The organism is Streptomyces sp. NPDC048825 (genome assembly GCF_043198355.1).
In the GTDB taxonomy this organism is placed as follows: Bacteria; Actinomycetota; Actinomycetes; order Streptomycetales; family Streptomycetaceae; genus Streptomyces; species Streptomyces xiangluensis.
Genome location: NZ_JBICUR010000025.1, coordinates 90,599 through 110,164, shown reverse-complemented (window position 1 = coordinate 110,164; position 19,566 = coordinate 90,599). Strand labels below are relative to the sequence as shown.

Sequence of the window (19,566 nt, the reverse complement as noted above, 5' to 3'; positions counted from 1 at the left end):
ACGCTCCGTCAGGAGCCGATCGTCGCTGGGCGGATCCGGTCCGGTTACTGCGTCCTCCGTGTACGCCATTTTCACGTATGGCGCGGTATGCCGCGACGTGACGCGGTACCTCTCCCTGCACGTGCGGGAAATGGCGAGCCGAGTTAGCTTGAAGAAGACACGTCGATCTCTCGGCGAGAGGGAGCCCATATACCGGCGACCGTGTAAACGGCGACCGCGTATCGACCGCGTACAGAGGCGATCGGTTCAGAGGCTACCGGGGCCGAGCCCCGTCCCAGGAGAATTCTCCTCCTTTGTCAGCCCGATCCCACGGGCTTCTCCGCCGTCGCCCAGTGCCGTTCGCCCAGCTCGTCCGCCCGACAAGTGGCCCTCCAAGGAGGTTAGCTGGGATGAACGCGCGACTGCGAAGCCAGGCCGCGATGGCTGCGGTCAGCACATGCATTGTCGTGCTGACCGTGTTCTACTACCTGTTTCCGGAACAGCGGCTGATCTTCGTCGGCATTGGAGCCACCGGCGTCATCGGAATTACCCTGGGTATCCTTCTCAACCGTCCCGCGCACAGACTCCCCTGGTTGTTGCTCGCCGCGGGAAATTTCGCATTCGCCGCGGGCCAGGCCACCCAGATCGTCCTCATCGAGTTGCTCGACGAGGAGATCCCGTTCCCATCGATCGCCGACGGCTTCTATCTCGCGGCATATCCGCTCTATGCGGCGGCATTGCTGGGCTTCGTGCACTGGCGCACGAGTTGGCGCGACCGCGCGAGCCTCGTCGACGCGCTGACGCTGACCGTCGGCCTGGCGCTGCTGTCGTGGCTTTACCTCATCGATCCGTACGCGCGCGTCGAGGGTCTCACCTGGGTGCAGAAGTCGTTCTCCATCGCGTATCCGCTCGGCGACATCCTCGTACTGGCGATGCTGCTGCGCCTGCTCGCCGGCCGTGGCGGCAAGAGCCGCTCGCTCATGCTGCTCACCGCGGGCACCGTCGGACTGCTCACCGCCGACGTGGCTTACGGCCTGATTCAACTGAACGGGACCTGGCGCACGGGTACCTGGGTCGATCTCGGCTGGGCCGTCCTGTACGGCGCCTGGGCGGCCGCCGCGCTCGATCCGACCATGCGGTCGCTCACCCAGCCGGTGGAATGGCGCGCCGAGACCGGCACGGGCCGGCTGAGCCTGCTCACCCTGGCGTCGTTGATCGCGCCGACCATCCTCCTGACGGAGGCGGTCCGCGGCGTGAATTCCAACACCGGCGTCATCGGGGTGTTCTCCGCGGTGCTCTTCCTCCTCGTGCTCTACCGCCTGGCGGGCGTGGTGGCCACCCACCGGCGGGCGGTCGGCCGGGAGAAGGTGCTGCGCAACGCGGTGTCGTCGCTGGGCGGAGCGGGCGATCTGCCGGATGTGGCCGCCGCCGTCCACTCCGCGGTGACGGAGCTGATGCCGCACGGCCCGCCTCGTTCCGCGCTGCTCACCGTGCCGGACAACATGCTCTGGGTGAATGGGGCGCACGGCGGCGCACACGGGCCGCCGTCTGCGCCGATGACCGCAGCCGTACGGGAACTGATCGCGTCCGGCGAGAACCGCCTGGTGGCCCTCGACGGTGCGGGGCCCGATCTTGCCGCCCGCCTCACGGGCCCGGACAAGGAGCCGACCCGCACCGGCCACGTGCTGGTCTGCCCGCTCGTCTCACAGGATCACCCCTCCGGCGATCCGCTGATCGGGGCACTGATCGTGGCCGGGGACGAGCACGACCTGCTCGTGTTCCGAGACACGCTGGCGACTCTCGCTGCACAGGCGGCACTTGCCGTGGCGAGGGTCGCCCTGGCCGAGGAAGTCAACCGGCGCAACAGCGAGATGTACTTCCGCACACTGGTGCAGAACGCCTCCGACGTCATCCTGATCCTCGACGACGACGACCGGGTCCGATACGCCAGCCCTTCCGCCGACCAGGTGCTGGGCATTCCGAACCTGGAGGGCACACAGCTCATCGATCTGGTGCCGCCGCAGGACAGCCGCACGGTGGTCGAGACGCTCGGCCGGATACGGAGCCGCGAGTACCAGACCATGCGCGAGCACTGGCGCATGGTCCGCACCGACCGGTCGATCATCGAGGTCGAGGTGAGGTGGAGCGACCTTCGCGAGGAGGCCACCGTCGGCGGGGTGGTGCTCACCCTGCGGGACGTGACCGAACAGCGCAAGCTCGAACGCGAACTCACCCACCAGGCGTTCCATGACTCGCTCACCGGCCTGGCCAACCGCGTGCTCTTCCAGGAGCGGATCAACCACGCCCTGGTGCAGGCTCAGCGCGAGGGCACGGTGGTCGGCGTGCTCTTCGTGGACGTGGACGACTTCAAGGTCGTCAACGACATACACGGCCACAGTGTGGGCGACGAACTCCTGGTCGCGCTGTCACTCCGGCTGCAGACCACCGTCCGTGCCTCCGACACCGCCGCGCGCATCGGCGGTGACGAGTTCGCACTGCTGGTCGAGGGCTCCATCGCGCCTGAGGGCGTGGAGCGGTTCACGGAACACGTGATGACCGCGTTCGCCGAGCCGTTCCGGCTCAGTGTGGGGCCGGTGAGCACATACGCCAGCGTCGGCGTAGCGACGACGGAGGACAGCATCGACTCGGTCGAACTGCTGACACACGCCGATCTCGCCCTGTACGCGGCGAAGACGGCGGGCAAGCGCCAGTGGCGCCGGTACCACCCGGAGCTGCAGAGCGGCATGGCCGAGCGTGCCAAGTTGCAGGAGGGGCTGGACAGTTCGTCGATCGAGACGTCGTTCATGGTGCTCTACCAGCCCATCGTGGAGCTGACCAGCGGGCGGATCGCCGGCTTCGAGGCACTCGTTCGCTGGCCCCACTCCACGCGCGGCATGGTGCTGCCGGAGCAGTTCATCACGCTGGCCGAGGAGAGCGGGCAGATCGTTCCGCTCGGCGCCTGGGTACTTGATCAGGCCGCGGCCGAGGCCGTCCGGTGGGAGGACTCCGTGCTGCGCCACGGGACGGCCGACCGCAACGCACCTTACGTCAGCGTGAATGTGTCGCCGCGTCAGTTCCGGGACGACGAATTCCACGACGTGGTCCGGCGCGCCCTGCAACTCTCCGGTATCGAACCGTCGTCTCTGGTACTGGAACTGACCGAGAGTGTGCTGATGTACAACGACGAGCGCATCCTGGCTGAGATGAGTTCGCTCACCGACCTCGGGATCCGCTTCGCGATTGACGATTTTGGAACGGGTTACTCGTCGCTGAGCTATCTGCGGGAGTTCCCGATCTCGATACTCAAGATCGACAAGTCGTTCGTCGACCAACTCGGGCGCTCGCCCGAGCAGTACGCCCTGGTCGAGGGCATCACGCATCTCGCCGACACACTCGGTCTCACGGTGATCGCCGAAGGAGTGGAGGACGTGAGGCAGCAGGAGTCGCTGATCTCCATGGGCTGCCGACTCGGCCAAGGTTATCTCTTCGCCGAGCCGGTCAGCGCCGAGGAGGCGGAGCGCCTCGTCCTCGCGCCGCCGCTCGGTCGCCTGGCCGGAAGGCCTGCGGCGCCCGCGGAAAGGAAAAGGTGATGGCGGCGGCCCTCTCCCGCGAAACGCGCAGGTCATGCTCCGCAGGACACCGCGCGAGGCAGGAGACCCACGGTGACGGAACGTGACCGCCCGTCGGCAGAGTCCGTTGCGCTGTGCCTCGTGCTGCGCAACGACGAGGAGCAGTACGCGATCTGGCCCGCCGGTCGCCGGATTCCGGCCGGGTGGCATCGGATCGGCGGACCGGAGTCCGCCGCGTCGTGCGGGAGCCTGGTCGACCGCCTGTGGACCGATATGCGGCCCGCGAGCGCCCGTGCCGAGCGGCGGCCCCCGGAAACCGGGCCGAGCACCGTGCCCGAGCTGGTCCGGGAGCGGGCACGGCGTGACCCGTCCGCCCTCGCGGTGCTCTCGGACGAGGGCCGGCTCAGCTACGCCGAGCTGACCGGCCGCGCGGACCGGCTTGCCCACCAGCTTCTGGAGTCAGGCGTCGACGCGGAGTCCGTCGTCACCGTGTGCCTCGACCGCGTGCCCGAGTTGGTCGTCGCGCTGCTGGCGGTGCTGAACTCCGGCGGCGCGTTCCTGCCCCTCGACCCGGCGATGCCGCGGCAACGGATGGCCGGACTGGTCGAGGAGACCGGTTCACGCCTCATCGTCTCGAGCCGCGAGCACGCTCCGAAGTTCGCCGGGTGCGAGGCGCGGATCGTCCACGCCGGGGATCAGGCCGCGCAGGCGCTGTCGGAGGGCCCGCGGCCGGCACGGTGCCCGCGGCCGGACGACCTCGCCTACGTGCTCTACACCTCCGGATCCACGGGGCCTCCCAAGGGAGTGATGATCAGCCACCGGTCGCTGGCCCACTCCCTCACCACGGCGGCCCGGGCCTACGAACTGACCCCCCGCGACCGGGTGTTGCACGCCGCGGCGCTCGGCTTCGACACCTCACTGGAGCAGATCTTCGCCACGCTGATCAGCGGCGCGACACTCGTCCTCGCGGGAACGCATACGTGGGCGCCCACCGACCTGCTGCACCGCCTCCCGGAGCAAGGGATCACTGTCGCCGACCTGACCCCCGCCTACTGGCATCGGATCGTCTCCGCCCCGGACCGCCACGAGAGCCTCGCATCGCTGAGGCTCGTCATCGTCGGCGGTGAGATCGTCACCGCGAAGGACTGCCGCGGAATTCTGCACCGGATTCCCGGCGCGAGGCTCGTCAACGCCTACGGGCTCACCGAGACCACCATCACCTCCACGCTCTGCGACCTCAACGAGGAGGTGCTCGCCGTGCCGGACACCGCCGTCGCCCCGATCGGCAGGCCCCTGGAGGGGAATCACGTTCACGTGCTCGACGCCGAACTGCGCCCGGTGCCGCCCGGCGAGCGCGGCGAGATCTACATCGGCGGTCGGGGGCTGGCGCGCGGTATCTGGCGGCAACCCGTCCTGACCGCACAGCAGTTCCTGCCCGACCCGCACGGCTTGGCGCCGGGGGACCGGATGTACCGCACCGGCGATCTGGGCCGCCGGCGCTCGGACGGCAACCTCGAAGTGCTGGGCCGGATCGACGACCAGATGAAGATCCGCGGGTTCCGGGTCGACCCGGCCGAGGTCGAGGCCGCGCTCGCCTCCCACCCGGAGATCGGCCAGGCGATGGTGGTGGCCCGGACACGCGCCGGCGGCGACCGGGACCTCGTCGCATACTTCACGCCGACCTCGCCGCCGGCCGGCGGCGAGGAGGTGCTGCGCGCACGGCTGCGGTCGGCACTCGCCCAGGTCCTGCCGGGCTACATGATCCCGGCAGCCTTTCACGCGGTGGAGCGGCTGCCCGTCACACCCGGCGGAAAGCTGGACCGCAGGGCCGTGCTGGAACCCGGGACCGCGACAACGGCCGGCGCCGACGACCGTCCGGTGCCGCAGGGGATGGCCCAGCTGTGGGGCCAGATCCTGGATGTGGACTACGTCCGTCCGCGCGACGACTTCTTCGAGCTCGGCGGCAACTCGCTGCTGGCCATGGAAATGCTCGCCCGGACCCGCGTCGTATTCGGTATCGGCATCACACAGATCCGCGACCTGACCCGTTCACTGCTGCGGTATCCGACGCTCGCCGCGTTCGCCGAGTCCGTGCGCCAGGCACGTGCCGGCACGCTGGCCCACCCGGACGGCGGAAGCGTCGACTTCGCCGCCGAGACCGGTCGGCGCGTTCCGGCAGTGGGCCATGACGCGCCGGCTCCGGACCCCCGGCACCCCGGCGACGTCCTCCTCACCGGGGCGACGGGGTTCTGTGGCGCGCACATGATCGACGAACTGCTCCGCAGGACGACGGGACGGATCCTCTGCCTGGTCCGGGCCTCCGACGAGCAGCACGGCATGGAGCGGATCCGGGCGAGCCACCAGAGGTACGTCCTCGGCGATCTGTCCAGCGAGCGTGTCCAGCCGGTCGTAGGCGACCTGGGCAAGCCCGGACTGGGGCTGTCCCCAAGCCGGTTCGAGGAGCTGGGATCGACCATCGACGCCGTTTACCACTTCGGCGGCCAGGTCAACTTCATCTACCCGTACCACGAGTTGCGGGCGGCCAACGTCGACGGAACATACGAGATCATCCGCCTCGCCGCCGGCCGGGCCGTCCCCGTCCACTTCACCTCCAGCATGGCGGTGCTCGCCGGATTCGGGCCGGCCGGGGTGCACGAGGTGACGGAGAGCACGCCACTGAGCTTCCCCGAGTATCTGTCGGTGGGATACGTGGAGACCAAATGGGTCGCCGAGGCGCTGCTGAAGAAGGCGTCCGACGCGGGCCTGCCGGTCGCCGTCTACCGCCTCATGGACATCACGGGCCGCAGTGGAACCGGCGTGATGAACACCAGCAGCGAGCTGGCCGCCCTCTTCGAGTTCATCACGCGGACCGGGCTGTGCCCCGACGTCCCGCTGCCGCTGGACTTCCTGCCGGCCGACCACCTCGCACGCGCCATCGGACACATCTCCACCCTCCATCCCGCTCGCGGCGAGGTCTACCACCTCACCAACCCCCGTCCCACGCTGCTGAATTCGCTCGCCGAGCGGCTGCGCCGACGGGGTTACCCGGTCCAGGAGATCCCGTACGCCGAATGGATCGCCGCTCTGGTGAAGTACGCGGCCGGGCATCCGACCGACGCGATCACCCCGTTCGTCCCGCTCTTCGTCGACCGGTGCGCCCGCGCCGACATCACCGTGAGCGAGATGTACTTCCAGGGCGTCTTCACGGAGTTCAGCCGCGGCAACGCGGAACGGGCACTGGTGGACGCCGGGATCGACATTCCGCCGGTGGACGCGGAGATGATGGACCGCTACATCGACTTCCTCCAACAGGCCGACGACGTCAGGCCGGTGAAGAGCCAAGGGCAGGGAGCGGCACGGTGGTGAGCAGATGCCCCTGCTGGGAGGCGCTGGATGTGCTGAAAGCGGCGCCCGACGGTCCGGTGGCCTTCGGCACCGACCTCAGTCCCGCCGGCATCCTGGCGGCGTACCGCGCCGGGGTCTATCCGTTCCCGGCATCTGACGAGTACACCCGCGCCCTCAACGAGGTGGTCTTCGCCGATCAGGTCCAGGAGGGCCGCATCCCGCTCGTGGGGGAGGACTCGGCCGATCCCTACGCCGTTTCCTGGTGGTCGCCCGACCCCAGGCCGGTGCTGCCCGTCTCGGCCACCCACCTCAGCCGGAGCCTCGCCCGGCGGGTGCGCAACCGGCTGCCGTGGTCGACCAGCCTGGACCGGCGGTTCGAACAGGTCGTCCGCGAATGCCGCGCCGGCCGCGTCCCCCTGTGGCTCACCGACGAACTGATCGCAAGCTTGGTCCGCCTGCACGATCTGGGTCATGCGCACAGCGTCGAGGTGTGGGAGGACGGCGAGGACGGTGATCTCATCGGCGGCGTCTTCGGCATCCAGGTCGGACCGGTCTTCAGCATGGACTCGATGTTCTACCACCGTCCCGGTGCCTCGAAGGTCGCGGTGACCGACCTCGCGGCGCGCTTCGCCCAGGCCGGCGGCGTGCTGCTCGACGCGCAGCGGGACAGCCCGCACGTCCACGACCTGGGCGGCATTCTCGTACCGCGAGAGCAGTACGTGCGACACCTAAGCCACAGCGTGGGCAACGGTCTCCCGATGCCCACCGCCGTCCTGCCCGCCCGCCGCCTTGCCCAGCCGACGGGAGCGCGCTGACCGCGTTCGTCGCGCTGCTCGCTCCCGTGTCAAGTCAGGAGCGAGCGGGCCGGCCCCGGAGGGGCCGGCCTGAAAGCCCTGTGAGGGTCGAGGACCCGCGACCGCCTGGTCGTTACCGTGTGCCCTTCTCGGCGAACTTGGCGATGGCGTCGACGTTCTCCTCGGTGACGAAGGCCGGACCGGTCAGGACCGGTGCGGTGCCGCCGCCGCTGAAGTTCCCGTTGTTCTTGTAGAGCCAGAGGCCGTCCACGGCGAGGTAACCCTGCAGGTAGGGCTGCTGGTCGACGGCGAACTGGACGTTGCCCTCCTTGACGGCGTTCACCAGGTCCTTGTTGAGGTCGAAGGTGGCGACCTTGGCCTTGCTGCCCGCGTCGGCCACGGACTGGACTGCGGTCAGCGCGAACGGGGCGCCGAGCGTGACGACCTCGTCGATGGACGAGTCCTGCTTGAGCTTGGCGGTGATCGTCGACTTCACGGACGGCATGTCGGCGCCGTTGACGTAGAGGTTCTCGGTCTTGCCCTCGAACGCCTTCTTCAAGCCCGCGCAGCGTGCTTCCAGGGCGACGTGGCCCTGTTCCTGGACCACGCAGACGGCGTTCTTGGCGCCGATCTCGTTGAGGCGCTCGCCGAACGCCTGGCCTGCGATGTTCTCGTCCTGCCCGAAGTACTCGAGCATGCCGAGGTCCTTCCAGTCGTCCAGGCCGGAGTTGAAGCCGACGACCGGGATACCGGCCGCCTTGGCCTTGGCCACGACGTCCTTCATGGCGTCCGGCTTGGCCGCGGTGAGCGCGATGCCGTCGACCTTCTGGTCGATCGCGTTCTGCACCAGGTTCGCCTGGTCGGCGGCGTTGGGACTGCTGGAGTAGACGAGCTTGACGTTGTCCTTGGAGGCAGCGGCCTGTGCGCCCTTGCGGATCAGGTCCCAGAAGGTGTCGCCGGGAGCCGCGTGGGTGATCATGGCCACGGTCATCTTCGGGGTGCTCGCCTTGCCCGCCGCGGCTTCCGCGCCGCCTTCCTCCGACTCCTTGCCACCGGAGCTGCTGGAGCAGCCGGCTGCGAGCAGGGTGCCGGCGAGGACGGTGGCGGCGAGAGCCGCGGTTCGGTGGTGTCTGTGCATGTCCCTTGCACCTCACTGTGCGGTCGGGGGTTGATATGGGGAGGGGGCCTGGCTCGAAGGACTTCAGGTACCCCGGAGCGGAGCACGCCCGGCCCAGGGGGTGGGTGTGCCGTGGGAGGGGGCTGGGGAGGCGGCGGGACCGTTGTCGCTTGTCCGCGGCAGTCGCATGGGTACGACCACCTCGCCTTCCGTGACTAGAGCGCATCATTAGCGCGCTCTAGTGCTAGGTAACTATGGGGCTGCCCCCTGGTGCTGTCAACAGGTTTGTCCGGATGTCCCGACAGAGGTCGAGGCGGAGGAATTCCTGCCGCGGATGGAGGCGGACTGTCGCGCTCCAGGTGTAGGGCTTGAAGTTTCAACGACCTTCAGGGAGGCTCTGCTTTGAAGTTGAAACATTCCTTTCGGAGCTCTTCCCGCAGTCCCCACCCTGGAGTTGCCATGTCCGTTACCTCTGAGGCAGTCACCGCCCGCCGTGGACCGCTCGTCGTGGCGGGAGGTGTGCTTGCCGCGATCGGGGTGGGCTCTCTGGCCGACGCGGTGCTTGCCCTCCTCGCCCTGGCCGTGGGTGCGCCCGACGACTTCCAGCCGCTCATGCCCGGCTCGTACATCTTCCTGACAACGGTCGGGGTGGTGGCCGGGGCCATCGGCTGGGCCATCATCCGCAAGGTGTCGAAGGACCCCGAAGCGCTGCTGCGATGGCTGGTGCCGACCGTCGTCGCGGTTTCCTTCGTGCCCGACTTCCTGCTCTTCGGTGAAGGCGGAGCGGCCGGCGTCGTGGCGTTGCTGCTGATGCACGTGGCGGTCGCGGTCGTCGCGGTGTTCGCCTACCGCAAGGTGATGCCCTTGTCGTAACGGCACGCGAAAGGCGTCGGGGGGGGGGGGGGGGGGGGGGGGGGCCCCCCCCCCCCCCCCCCCGCGTCCATGACCTACACGACTTGTGTCAGTCTGCCGTTGCCGTTGCCGTTGCCGCTGCTGCTGTTCAGGTGCCGTGACGCAGGGCGTCCGAGATCGACTTGGCGCCGCCGTGTGCGGTGAGGCCGCCGTCGACGGGGATCTCGGCGCCGGTGATGAAGGCGGAGTCGTCGGAGAGGAGGAAGGTCACGAGCGGGGTGATGTCGTCGACGGTCCCGGTGCGGCCGAGCGGTGTCTCGCGGAGGTTCGCATCGCGGAACGCCGGCGCTGCGGAGGCGGTCATGTCCGTCTCGATGAAGCCGGGATGGATGATGTTCACACGGATACCACGAGGCCCCAGTTCCATGGCGGCGGTCCTCGACAGGCCGCGCAGCGCCCACTTGCTCGCCGTGTACGCGACCGGGTAGTGCGCGGTCAGCGCCGCCGACGAGCCGACGTTCACGATCGACGCCCCCGGGGGCATCAGCGGAATCAGGTGCTGGATGCCGAGGAGCGGCCCGGTGACGTTGACCGCGTGGACCCGGGCCATGTCCTCGGGCCGTACGTGGTCGATGCGGGCGCGCCAGGTGACGCCCGCGTTGTTGACCAGGCCGTGCACCTGCCCGTACGACTCCTTGAGCTCGGCGGCGAGATCCGCCCAGTCCTTCTCGCAGGTGACGTCGAGGCGGCGGCAGCCCGGTGCCTCCGTCACGTCGGTGGCGATCACCCGGGCGCCCTCGCGGGTCAGTGCCTCGGCCTCCGCGGCGCCCTGACCGCCGGCCGCGCCGGTGACGACCACGACCTTGCCGAGAAGACGCTTGGGGTTCAAGTCGGTCACGGCCGCTCCCGGCTGCGGCGCCGGGCGGTCGGCACCGGCACGGGAGCGGCGCCGGCCACCACGGTGTTGGAGACCGTGCCGATGCCCTCGACGGTGAGCGTGACCGTGTCACCGGGCTTCAGCGGCGCCGGCTCCTGCCTGCCTCGTACGCCCCACAGCTCGGCGAGACAGCCGCCGTTGCCGCAGGTCCCGGAACCGAGGACGTCGCCGGGGCGAACGACCGTACCTCGCGAGGCGTAGGCGACCAGCTCCTCGAAGGTCCAGCTCATGTTGGACAGCAGGTCCTTGCCCACGACCTCCCCGTTGACCTCCGCCGTCAGCGCCAGACGCAGGAAGCCGTCCGCGTCCCGGTACTTCTCCAGCTCGTCGGCGGTGACCAGGCAGGGACCCAGCGTCGTGGCGGTGTCCTTGCCCTTGCAGGGGCCGAGGCCGACCCTCATCTCGGCGGACTGCAGATCGCGGGCCGTCCAGTCGTTGAAGACGGTGTAGCCGACGATGTGGTCGCGGGCCTGCTCGGGGGTGAGGTCGCGGCCTTCCTTGCCGATCACGGCGGCGACCTCCAGCTCGAAGTCGAGCACGCTCGATCCCGGGGGCACGGGGATGTCGTCGTGCGGGCCGTACACCGCGTAAGGGTTGGTGAAGTAGAACGTCGGCGCCGCGTACCACCGCTCCGGCACCCCCGCGGCCCCGTCCACGGATCGCCGTACGCCCTCGACGTGCTCCTCGAAGGTGACGAAGTCCCGCACGGTGGGCGGCTGGAGCGGCGGCAGCAGACGCACCTCGGAGACATGGGGACCAGCCAGGGCGTCGAGCGTCCTGGTGCCCGTCTCGAGCAGTTGCGTCAGGCCGCCCCCCTCGGTGAGCAGTCCGGTCAGGGACTGGATACCGGGCAGGGGGCGGAGCGTGCCGTCCTCGTCGACGACGGCCACATGGTGTTGGTCGCGGTGTTCGTACGTGGCGAAGCGCATGGAAGGGTCCTGTCGGCATGGGCGATGGCGTGGGGCGGGAGGGCACGGGGAGCCCGGGGCACGGCGGGCAATCAGGGCTGACAGGGGATCGCCGCGCCCCGGTGACCTGGGGACCTTGCCGGTCGGACGGTCGGACGATCAGAAGTCGCCGGACGGTCGGACGGTCAGAAGTCGCCGGACGGTCGGACGCCGGACGGTCAGACCGGCGGGGCGACGAACACGCCGCGGTCGACGTCGTTGAACGACTCCTTGACGATGAGTTCGTTCATCGGGTTCGCGGTGCCCCACTGGTCGGAGACCTCGGGCTCCGAGAAGTCGTAGACGTGGGGGTGCCAGGTGTCCTCGTCCAGTTCCTCCAACTCGGTGGTGTACTCGACGGTGTTGCCGTGCGGGTCGAGGAAGTACGTGAAGGTGTTGTCGCCCGCCAGGTGCCGGCCCGGGCCCCAGAGCTTGCGGAACCCGGCCCGCATCACGCGGCCGGAGCCGCGCATGTACTCGTCCAGGCCGCGCATCTCGAACGAGACGTGGTGCAGGGAGGTGTGCGGCCCCTTGGCGATGGCCATCGAGTGGTGCTGGTTGCTGATCCGCATGAAGTGCATGACCTCGCCCATGTGCGGCGAGCCCAGCGTGTCGGAGAGACGGAAGCCGAGGTGGCGCTCGTACCACTCACGGGTCTTGTTCAGATCCGGGGAGTTGAGCACCACGTGCGACAGGCGGACCGGGATCGACTCCTTCTCCTCGACGCGGCGGTGCTGCCGCGCCTCCACGTCGGCGGAGACCTCGATGGTGCGGCCGTCGACGTCGAAGAAGCGGAAGCCGTAACCGCCGCCCGGGGTGTCGAGCTTCCCCGGCTGGGAGATCAACTGCACGCCCTGGGAGAGGAGTTGCCCGGCCAGGGTGTCGACGTCGGCCGGGCTGCCCGCCCCGTACGAGACCAGGTCGAGGCGCTTCTCGTCGGCCTCGCGCAGCCGTACGACGTACTGCTCGGGGCTGCCCTCGGCGGCGAGGAAGGAGATCCCGGAGTCCTCGGCGACCTTGGTCAGGCCCCAGACGTCCGCGTAGAAGTCGAGCTGCTTGTCGTAGTCGGGCACGGCGAGGTCGACGTGCCGCAGGTGGGTGAGCAGGCGGTTGCTCATGGGGGTTCCTCCTCAGGCGAGGTTGAGCAGGGCGGCGGCGTTTCCGCCGCGGATGGCAAGGAAGTCGGCGTCGGGCAGGTCCGCGGCGCGCAGGGCGCCCAGCGGGTCCTCGGTACCCATGTCGAAGGGGTAGTCGGAGCCGAGCAGGACCCGGTCCGGCCCGGCGGTGCGGACCAGCTCCCGCAGTACGTGCGGGTCGTGGACGAGGGAGTCGAAGTAGAGCTGCTTCAGGTAGCCGCTCGGCTCACGGGCGCAGTCCCGGGCGTCGGGGCGGGCCCTCCAGGCGTGGTCGGAGCGGCCGATGTGGGTGGGGAGGTAGCCGCCGCCGTGCGCCGCGATCAGCTTCAGGCCCGGATGGCGGTCCAGGACACCGGAGAAGATCAGGTGGGAGAGGGCGACGGCGTTCTCGGTGGGCTGGCCGACCGTGTTGGACAGGTACCACTGGTCCAGTCGCTCGTCGAGCGTGCAGCCGAACGGGTGCAGGAAGACCAGGGCGCCGGTCTCCTCCGCTCGCGCCCAGAAGGGCGCGAGCCGCGGGTCGGAGAGTTCCACCGCCCGTGTCCCGCCCGGCCCCGGCGCATGCGAGGAGATCTCCACGCCCTTCAGTCCCTGGTCCAGGGCGTGATCGAGCAGAGCGATCGCGAGGTGGGGGTGCTGGAGCGGGATCAGCCCGAGGCCGTGCAGCCGGTCGGGGGCCTTGGCACAGTGCGCGGCGGTGCCCTCGTCGGCCAGCCGGCACACCCGCTCGGCCAGTTGGGGCTCGGCCCAGTAGTGGTAGTGGGACGGCGAGGGGCTCACCAGCTGCACGTCCACGCCGGCCGCGTCCATGGCCGCCAGGCGCGCGGTCACGTCCGTCAGCCTCGGCACTCGCGCGCCCACCATGGGACCGTTCACGGCAAGGGCCGCCGGCCCGTTGCGGCGGGCGTCGAGATCGCGGGCCTCGGCGAGGCCGGTGTGACCGGCGACGGCTGCCTCGACCTCCGGGAGCAGCAGGTGGGCGTGGACGTCGATCGTCGGAGTCGAAGGGGACCGGGTCACGGGAGTTCCTTCAGCGCGCTCAGGGTGCGGTGCATCAGCCCGGGCACGTCCGCGTCGCGCACCCCGTCGAGCAGCCACTGGGCGAGCTGGACGGAGGCGTCGACGACCATGCGTACACGGGGCAGCCGTCTGGCGTGGTAGTCGGTGAGGAGCTGGTCGTCCCAGGAGTCCCGGCCGGTCAGCAGGTCGGCGAGGACCTGGGCGTCCTCCAGGGACATCGCGGCGCCCTGGGCGAAGGTGGGCGGGCAGGCGTGGGCGGCGTCCCCGATGAGCACGACCCGGCCGCGGTGCCACGGGCCCTCCACCAGATGCCGGTCGAACCACGTGTAGTTGACGGCCTTCGGGTCGGTGAACGCGGCGCGGAGCTCCTCCCACACGCCGCCGTAGCCCTCGCTGAGCGCCCGCATCTCGTCGGCGTACGCGTCCGGGTCCAGCGAGGCCCGGTCGCGGGCCGGTTCGACGAGGTATGTGTAGACCGTGTCCTCGCTGGTCGGGCAGTACCCGGCGATGAAACAGCGGCCGCCGTAGATCATCTCGGTGCGGCGGACACCGGCCGGGCGGGGCGCGGGGGCACGCCAGATACCCATGCCGGTGGGCTGGGGCTCGTCGGTGATGCCGATCATGGAGCGGGTGGCGGAGTGCAGCCCGTCGGCGCCGACCACCAGGTCGTACCGCCGGCTCGTGCCGTCCGAGAAGGTCACGTCCACGCCCTCGCCGTCCTGCTGGAAGGCGGTGGCCGTGGTGCCCAGGCGGACATCGGCGCCCGAGGCGCGCACCTGGTCGATGAGGAGCTGCTGGAGCCTGGGGCGCCCCATACCGATGTGAGAGGGCAGGTCGTCACCGCCGGTGCGGAGTTCCTCGTGGGCGTGCAGCACGGTGCCGTCGGGGGCGAGGACAGCGAGGCCGTCGGCGGCGTATCCGTCCTTCTCGATCCCTTCGAGGACTCCGACCTCGCGCAGCACGCGCAGCGCGTTGCCCTGAAGGGTGATTCCGGAGCCGGCGGAGGCCTTCCAGTCGGGGCTCGCCTCGACGAGGTCGACGGCGATCCCGGCCCGGCGCAGCAGGACGGTCAGGGCGTTTCCGGAGGTGCCTCCGCCGATGACCAGGACGATGGGGGCGCCCCCAGCCGGAGGCGGGGGGAGGGTGAAGTTGTCAGCCATGTCGGGGATACCTCCCGGGGTTGGGCCGCACGGCTTCGGGCGGCCGGGGGTGGGGCTGTCGCCCGCCGAGCGCTCCGCTGAGAGTGCGGTACGAAAGCTGCGGGCTGTCTGTGGCTGGTCGCGCGGTTCCCCGCGCCCCTTCGGGGCGCCGGGTACCGCGCCGGACTTCGGCGGGTCCGCTCGGTGCGAGCCCGGCGACTGCGCGGGCTACTTCACCGCCATGGGATTGACCGGGGAGCCGACGGCGCCGGTGATGGGGAGCGGAGCGGCGGTGAGCCAGAATTCGTACACGCCGTCGTCGGCGCAGTCGGCGGCGAGTGCGTCGAGGTCCCACATCTCGCCGATCAGCAGGCCCATGTTGGGGATGACGATCTGGTGCAGCGGCTGGAAGGCGTGGTCGAACTCGTTGGGCCGTACTTCGAAACCCCAGGTGTCCGTGGCGATCGCGGCGATCTCGGTACGGTGCAGCCAGCCGGCGGTGGTGAACGACAGGCCGGGCGCGTCGCCGCCCGCGTAGTCGCCCCAGCCGTCACGCCGGGCGCGGGCGAGGCGCCCGGTGCGGACGAGCACGATGTCGCCGCGGCCGACGCTCACGCCGTGGGCCTCGGCGGTCGCGGTCAGGTGCTCCGCGGTGATCGCGAAACCGTCGGGCAGCTCCGGTTCGCCGTCGCCGTCGTCGTCGCCGATGGCCCGGGCCACGTCCAGCAGGACGCCGCGACCGGCCACGTACGGGGCCATGTGCTCGATCCCGGTGACCAGGTCGCCGGCGGAGGTGACGACCTTCTCGGCGTCGCGTCCGTTCCACGCCTTGCCGTGGTCGAAGATGTGCCCGAGGCCGTCCCACTGGGTGGAGCACTGCAGCGGCATCGCGATCACGTCGTCCGCGCCGCCGATACCGTGCGGGAAGCCCTGGTTGCCGAGGGCCGCGTCGGTGCCGGTGTCGAGCATGGTGTGCACCGGATTCGTCCGCCGGCGCCAGCCCTTCTGCGGGCCGTTCATGTCGAACCGCTGCGAGAGGGAGAAGCTCACGCCCCGGCGCACCAACGCCGCGCCTTCGCGCCGCTTGGCCTCGTCGAGGAAGTTCAGTGTGCCGAGTACGTCGTCCTCGCCCCAGCGACCCCAGTTCGAGTACGCCTTGGCGGCCTCGGCGATCGCGCCCTCCGGGTCATGGCGGTCCAGACTCACGACGCCTCCGCCACGCAACGCGTGCGCTGCACACCCAGACCGGTGATCGAACCCTCCATGACGTCGCCGTCGCGCAGCAGCCGCCCCCAGTGGATGCCGTTACCGGCCGGGCTGCCGGTCAGCACCAGGTCGCCGGGCAGGAGCCTGGAGGTCTGCGAGATGTACGACACCAGCCGCGCAACGCCGAAGAGCATGTCCTTGGTGGACTCGTCCTGCATGGTCTCGCCGTTCAGCTTCAGCGTGACCCGCAGGTCACCCGGGTCGGCGATGGACTCGGCGGGCACGATCCAGGGCCCGAGCGGGGTGAAGCCCGGGGCGTTCTTGCAGCGCAGCCAGTCGGTGCCGATGGCGGGCATGTCCCGGCGGAAGACGGTGGCGCGGTCCGTGAGGTCGTTGGCGATCGTGTAGCCGGCGACGTACTCCAGGGCCTCGTCGACGGAGACCCGGTAGGCGGGCCTGGCGATGACGGCCGCCAACTCCAGCTCCCAGTCCGGCTTTTCGGCCCATGCGGGGAGGACGACGTCGTCGTACGGGCCCGTGATGGTGCTGGGCAGGCCGATGAACACGTACGGCAGGTCCTCGGCGGCCCGGCGGTCCATGATCGCGGCGATCTCCGCACGGGCCTCCTCGACGGTGCGCGGGTCGTCGGGGGAGCGGTGGGCGACCTCCAGGTCGATCACGTGCTGGCGGTAGTTGGCACCGGACTGGAAGATCTGACGGGGCTCCAGCGGGACGTGCACACGCAGGCCGTCCAGCGGCCGCCAGTCGAGCGTGTCGTCGTCCGCCAGGGAGTGCAGGACGGGGAGGGTCGCCTCCCACCGTTCCAGTACGGCGCGCAGTCCGGAGGGTGCCCAGTCCAGGGCTCCGCCCAGGTCGAGTACCCGGTCCCTGGCCAGGAGACCGGGGAACGGCACCCCGTCCGGAGCGGAGAACGTGCCGAGCGCGAACGGGCCTGCAGGTTGCGCGAGCATTGCCATCAGATTTCCTCCCTGCTGGGTTGCGGTCTACTGTGAGCCTCAACGGCGAATCACGGAAATCAATCCTGTGGATGTGTCGAATCCATGCCGTGGATAGCTCTCGCTCGCATAGGCGGTGCCCGGTGAACCTGTCCCGACTCGACCTCAACCTGGTCCTCGCCCTGCGCGCTCTGCTGGAGGAGCGCAACGTCACCCGGGCCGGCGAGCGCGTCGGACTGAGCCAGCCCGCGATGAGCGCGGCGCTGTCCCGGCTGCGCCGCCACTTCGACGACGAACTGCTCGCCCGCACGGGCAACAGCTACGAACTGACACCGCTCGGTGTGGCCCTGCGGGACCGCAGCGCCACCGCGTGCGACCTGCTGGAGCGCGTCTTCTCCAGCCAGGCCGACTTCGACCCGACCACCGAGACCCGCGAGTTCACCCTGCTCGCCGCCGACTACGGCGCGGCCGTGTTCGGCGCCGCGCTCGCCCGCGTCCTGCACCAGGAGGCACCCAGTATCCGGCTCACCTTCCAGCACCCGGCACCCTCCGTCGAGGAGAACACCGCCGCCCTGCTGAGCACCGTCGACGGACTGCTGATGCCGCACGGCGTCATCGACGGCTTCCCCTACGTCGACCTCCACCAGGACCGCTGGCTGTGCATGGTCGCCGACGACCACCCCGAGATCGCCGGCGAACTCACCCTCGACCAACTGGCCCGCCTGCCCTGGGCCGTCTACCAGCGCCCCTACGACGCCCCGGCCGCCCGCCAGCTCAGCATGCTCGGCATCAGCCCCCGGGTGGAGGTGTCCGTGCAGACCTTCCAGTTGCTGCCCCACATGGTCGAGGGCACCCGCCGGATCGCGATGATCCAGGAGCGCCTGGCCCGTAAGGCGGTCCGCTCCGCCGCCGTGCGGGTCCTGCCCTGCCCGTTCGAGGCCGTGCCGGTGCAGGAGGCGATGTGGTGGCACCCGCTGCACACCCAGGACGCGGCCCACATCTGGCTGCGGCAGAAGGCGACGGAGGTGGGCGCGACGCTGAAGGGCCACGGCCCCGACGACGACATGTCCGTCGTACAGGATGCGGGGCGGGCGCCGGGCCTGCTCTGATCCCGGCCCGGAAACCCGCCAGGTGTTCGGCACATGTGGGCCTCGCCGCCGCCCGGTGCGTCCGGTACGACGGCGAGGCCGGCATGCGATGCGGGACGGGGGCCGGGGCATCGTCGTCGGTGCCCGGCCCGCCGGCTCCGCGGCCTCAGGCCGGCTGCTTCGGCAGCGGACGGGGATGCGCGGCGCCCGCGCGGCGCAGGGCACCCCACAGCCCCGCCGCGACCACCGCGGCAGCCGCACCGAGCAGGCCCACCGCCCCCGCGAGACCGCCGACCGCAGGCTCCAGGGCGAGCAGCACCAGCGGACAGACGAACGCACCGCCGAAGAAGGCCGACGTCCACAGCCCCGTACCGCGACCGCGGTCCTCGAACGCCAGGCGGGACATGGCACTGGTGAGGAGGGCGGGCAGCAGCATGCCCGTGCCCAGACAGTTGACCACCGCCCCGACGACCAGCAGGGGGGCGCTGCCGGCGAGGAACATCACCCCGAAACCGGCGCCACAGACCGCGAAGACCGCGGGCAGCGTCACGTCCGGGGAGCGCTTCAGCCGGGCGAACAGGAGCGCTCCGGCCACGGTGGCGGCACTCGCGATCGCCGTGGCCAGACCGATGACGCCGGGGTCCTCCACACCGAGGTCGTCGAGCAGGTACGCCATCTCCACCGGGACCGTGTAGAAGACCATCGCTCCGAAGAAGGTGAGGGCGCAGATCCCCGCCAGCGGCCGCCAGGGGAACGGACGACCGGTCATGGCCACGGCCGGGGCCTCGTGGGTGGCCGCGCGGGCCGCCGGGTTGGGCAGAGCGGCGACCATCAGCGGGGCGATCACCAGGCTCACGGCGTAGATCCAGAAGGGCACCCGCCAGCCCGCCGCGCCGACGGCGCCGCCGACCACGAAGAAGGCGGTGGCCGACGCGGAGGTGCACACGGCCTGCAGCGCCAGGTACTTCACCCGCTGCCGGCCGCTGTAGTAGTCGCCGATCAGTGTGGTGCAGCAAGTCATGATGGCGGCCTCGGCGACACCGACCAGGGCGCGGCTGGCGATGATCGCGCCCAGCGAGTCCAGCCACAGCGGCGCCGTTCCGAACATGGCGTACAGGACGGTCGCCACGATCAGCAGGCGCTTGCGGCCGAGCCGGTCCACGATCACCCCGGCGAACGGGGCGAGCAGTGCCAGCGACAGCGCCGGAACGGTCAGTGCGAGGGGCACCAGCGCCTTCGCCCCCGGCGTCGAGGCGAAGTGGTCCTGCATCCTCGGCAGCACCGGGGCGATCAGCACTGCACCCAGGACCGGCAGACAGCTGCCCGCCATCAGCAAGATCAGGCGCAGCAGATGAGCCGGGCCCGAGGTGGCGACGGGTGACGGAGCGGGGTCAACCACCGCGGTGGGGGACGGGGGCACGGAACCGGGCATGGCGACTCCAGGGCTGTGTACGGGAGCGGGCATGCCGTCACGGGCGCCG

General features: G+C 70.4%; 14 protein-coding genes. 5 read left to right on the top strand and 9 right to left on the bottom strand.

The window, feature by feature from the left end; translation table 11 throughout:
- Positions 1–389 precede the first annotated feature (389 nt).
- The 3 genes from ACGFNK_RS41010 (at position 390) to ACGFNK_RS41000 (ending at position 7,708) form a co-directional block, all read left to right on the top strand.
- Entirely contained in the window at positions 390–3,569 is a 3,180-nt protein-coding gene (locus tag ACGFNK_RS41010) for a putative bifunctional diguanylate cyclase/phosphodiesterase (protein ID WP_393425002.1), read from the top strand.
- 72 nt (positions 3,570–3,641) lie between these two features.
- Positions 3,642–6,914 carry an amino acid adenylation domain-containing protein gene (locus tag ACGFNK_RS41005; RefSeq protein ID WP_393424999.1) on the top strand — a complete coding sequence of 1,091 codons (3,273 nt, stop codon included), beginning with the start codon at positions 3,642–3,644 and terminating at the stop codon, positions 6,912–6,914.
- The gene (locus tag ACGFNK_RS41000; protein ID WP_393424996.1) at positions 6,911–7,708 is read left to right on the top strand and encodes a leucyl/phenylalanyl-tRNA--protein transferase; all 798 of its coding nucleotides are present in this window, start codon (positions 6,911–6,913) and stop codon (positions 7,706–7,708) included. Before ACGFNK_RS41005 ends, ACGFNK_RS41000 begins: the two co-directional genes overlap by 4 nt.
- Positions 7,709–7,820: 112 nt before the next feature.
- Here ACGFNK_RS41000 and ACGFNK_RS40995 read toward each other — a convergent pair whose 3' ends face one another.
- A complete protein-coding gene (locus ACGFNK_RS40995) occupies positions 7,821–8,825 on the bottom strand; it encodes a sugar ABC transporter substrate-binding protein (RefSeq protein ID WP_393424993.1) in 1,005 nt (334 codons plus the stop codon).
- 438 nt (positions 8,826–9,263) lie between these two features.
- Here ACGFNK_RS40995 and ACGFNK_RS40990 point away from each other — a divergent pair, with 438 nt between their 5' ends.
- The gene (locus ACGFNK_RS40990) at positions 9,264–9,677 is read left to right on the top strand and encodes a DUF6069 family protein (RefSeq protein ID WP_393424990.1); all 414 of its coding nucleotides are present in this window, start codon (positions 9,264–9,266) and stop codon (positions 9,675–9,677) included.
- Between the two features lie 127 nt (positions 9,678–9,804).
- Here the strand turns inward: ACGFNK_RS40990 and ACGFNK_RS40985 are convergent, their stop codons facing one another.
- From ACGFNK_RS40985 to ACGFNK_RS40955, 7 genes are all read right to left on the bottom strand, one after another.
- The gene (locus ACGFNK_RS40985) at positions 9,805–10,554 is read right to left on the bottom strand and encodes an SDR family NAD(P)-dependent oxidoreductase (RefSeq protein ID WP_393424987.1); all 750 of its coding nucleotides are present in this window, start codon (positions 10,552–10,554) and stop codon (positions 9,805–9,807) included.
- On the bottom strand, positions 10,551–11,522 hold the full coding sequence (locus tag ACGFNK_RS40980; protein WP_393424984.1) for a fumarylacetoacetate hydrolase family protein: 972 nt from the start codon (positions 11,520–11,522) through the stop codon (positions 10,551–10,553). Before ACGFNK_RS40980 ends, ACGFNK_RS40985 begins: the two co-directional genes overlap by 4 nt.
- Before the next feature lie 197 nt (positions 11,523–11,719).
- Positions 11,720–12,658, bottom strand: coding sequence for a VOC family protein (locus ACGFNK_RS40975; protein WP_393424981.1), 939 nt, complete (start codon positions 12,656–12,658; stop codon positions 11,720–11,722).
- Between the two features lie 12 nt (positions 12,659–12,670).
- Positions 12,671–13,696, bottom strand: a complete 1,026-nt coding sequence (locus ACGFNK_RS40970; RefSeq protein ID WP_393424978.1) for an amidohydrolase family protein — start codon at positions 13,694–13,696, stop codon at positions 12,671–12,673.
- The gene (locus ACGFNK_RS40965; protein ID WP_393424975.1) at positions 13,693–14,856 is read right to left on the bottom strand and encodes an FAD-dependent oxidoreductase; all 1,164 of its coding nucleotides are present in this window, start codon (positions 14,854–14,856) and stop codon (positions 13,693–13,695) included. The genes ACGFNK_RS40970 and ACGFNK_RS40965 overlap by 4 nt, the downstream gene beginning before the upstream one ends.
- Before the next feature lie 207 nt (positions 14,857–15,063).
- Positions 15,064–16,041 (bottom strand): cyclase family protein, encoded by a 978-nt coding sequence (locus tag ACGFNK_RS40960; protein ID WP_393424972.1) that lies wholly within the window; start codon positions 16,039–16,041, stop codon positions 15,064–15,066.
- Positions 16,038–17,018, bottom strand: coding sequence for a fumarylacetoacetate hydrolase family protein (locus tag ACGFNK_RS40955; RefSeq protein WP_393424969.1), 981 nt, complete (start codon positions 17,016–17,018; stop codon positions 16,038–16,040). The genes ACGFNK_RS40960 and ACGFNK_RS40955 overlap by 4 nt, the downstream gene beginning before the upstream one ends.
- Before the next feature lie 122 nt (positions 17,019–17,140).
- Here ACGFNK_RS40955 and ACGFNK_RS40950 point away from each other — a divergent pair, with 122 nt between their 5' ends.
- Positions 17,141–18,106, top strand: coding sequence for a LysR family transcriptional regulator (locus tag ACGFNK_RS40950; RefSeq protein ID WP_393424966.1), 966 nt, complete (start codon positions 17,141–17,143; stop codon positions 18,104–18,106).
- A 145-nt stretch (positions 18,107–18,251) separates the two neighbouring features.
- Here ACGFNK_RS40950 and ACGFNK_RS40945 read toward each other — a convergent pair whose 3' ends face one another.
- Positions 18,252–19,517, bottom strand: a complete 1,266-nt coding sequence (locus ACGFNK_RS40945) for an MFS transporter (RefSeq protein WP_393424963.1) — start codon at positions 19,515–19,517, stop codon at positions 18,252–18,254.
- Between the last annotated feature and the right edge of the window lie 49 nt (positions 19,518–19,566).

Coding starts and splice junctions, on each gene's coding strand:
- ACGFNK_RS40995 (WP_393424993.1), bottom strand. CDS start 8,825: ATGCACAGACACCACCGAACCGCGGCTCTCGCCGCCACCGTCCTCGCC.
- ACGFNK_RS40975 (WP_393424981.1), bottom strand. CDS start 12,658: ATGAGCAACCGCCTGCTCACCCACCTGCGGCACGTCGACCTCGCCGTG.
- ACGFNK_RS40955 (WP_393424969.1), bottom strand. CDS start 17,018: ATGGCAATGCTCGCGCAACCTGCAGGCCCGTTCGCGCTCGGCACGTTC.
- ACGFNK_RS40990 (WP_393424990.1), top strand. CDS start 9,264: ATGTCCGTTACCTCTGAGGCAGTCACCGCCCGCCGTGGACCGCTCGTC.
- ACGFNK_RS40945 (WP_393424963.1), bottom strand. CDS start 19,517: ATGCCCGGTTCCGTGCCCCCGTCCCCCACCGCGGTGGTTGACCCCGCT.
- ACGFNK_RS40965 (WP_393424975.1), bottom strand. CDS start 14,856: ATGGCTGACAACTTCACCCTCCCCCCGCCTCCGGCTGGGGGCGCCCCC.
- ACGFNK_RS41010 (WP_393425002.1), top strand. CDS start 390: ATGAACGCGCGACTGCGAAGCCAGGCCGCGATGGCTGCGGTCAGCACA.
- ACGFNK_RS40980 (WP_393424984.1), bottom strand. CDS start 11,522: ATGCGCTTCGCCACGTACGAACACCGCGACCAACACCATGTGGCCGTC.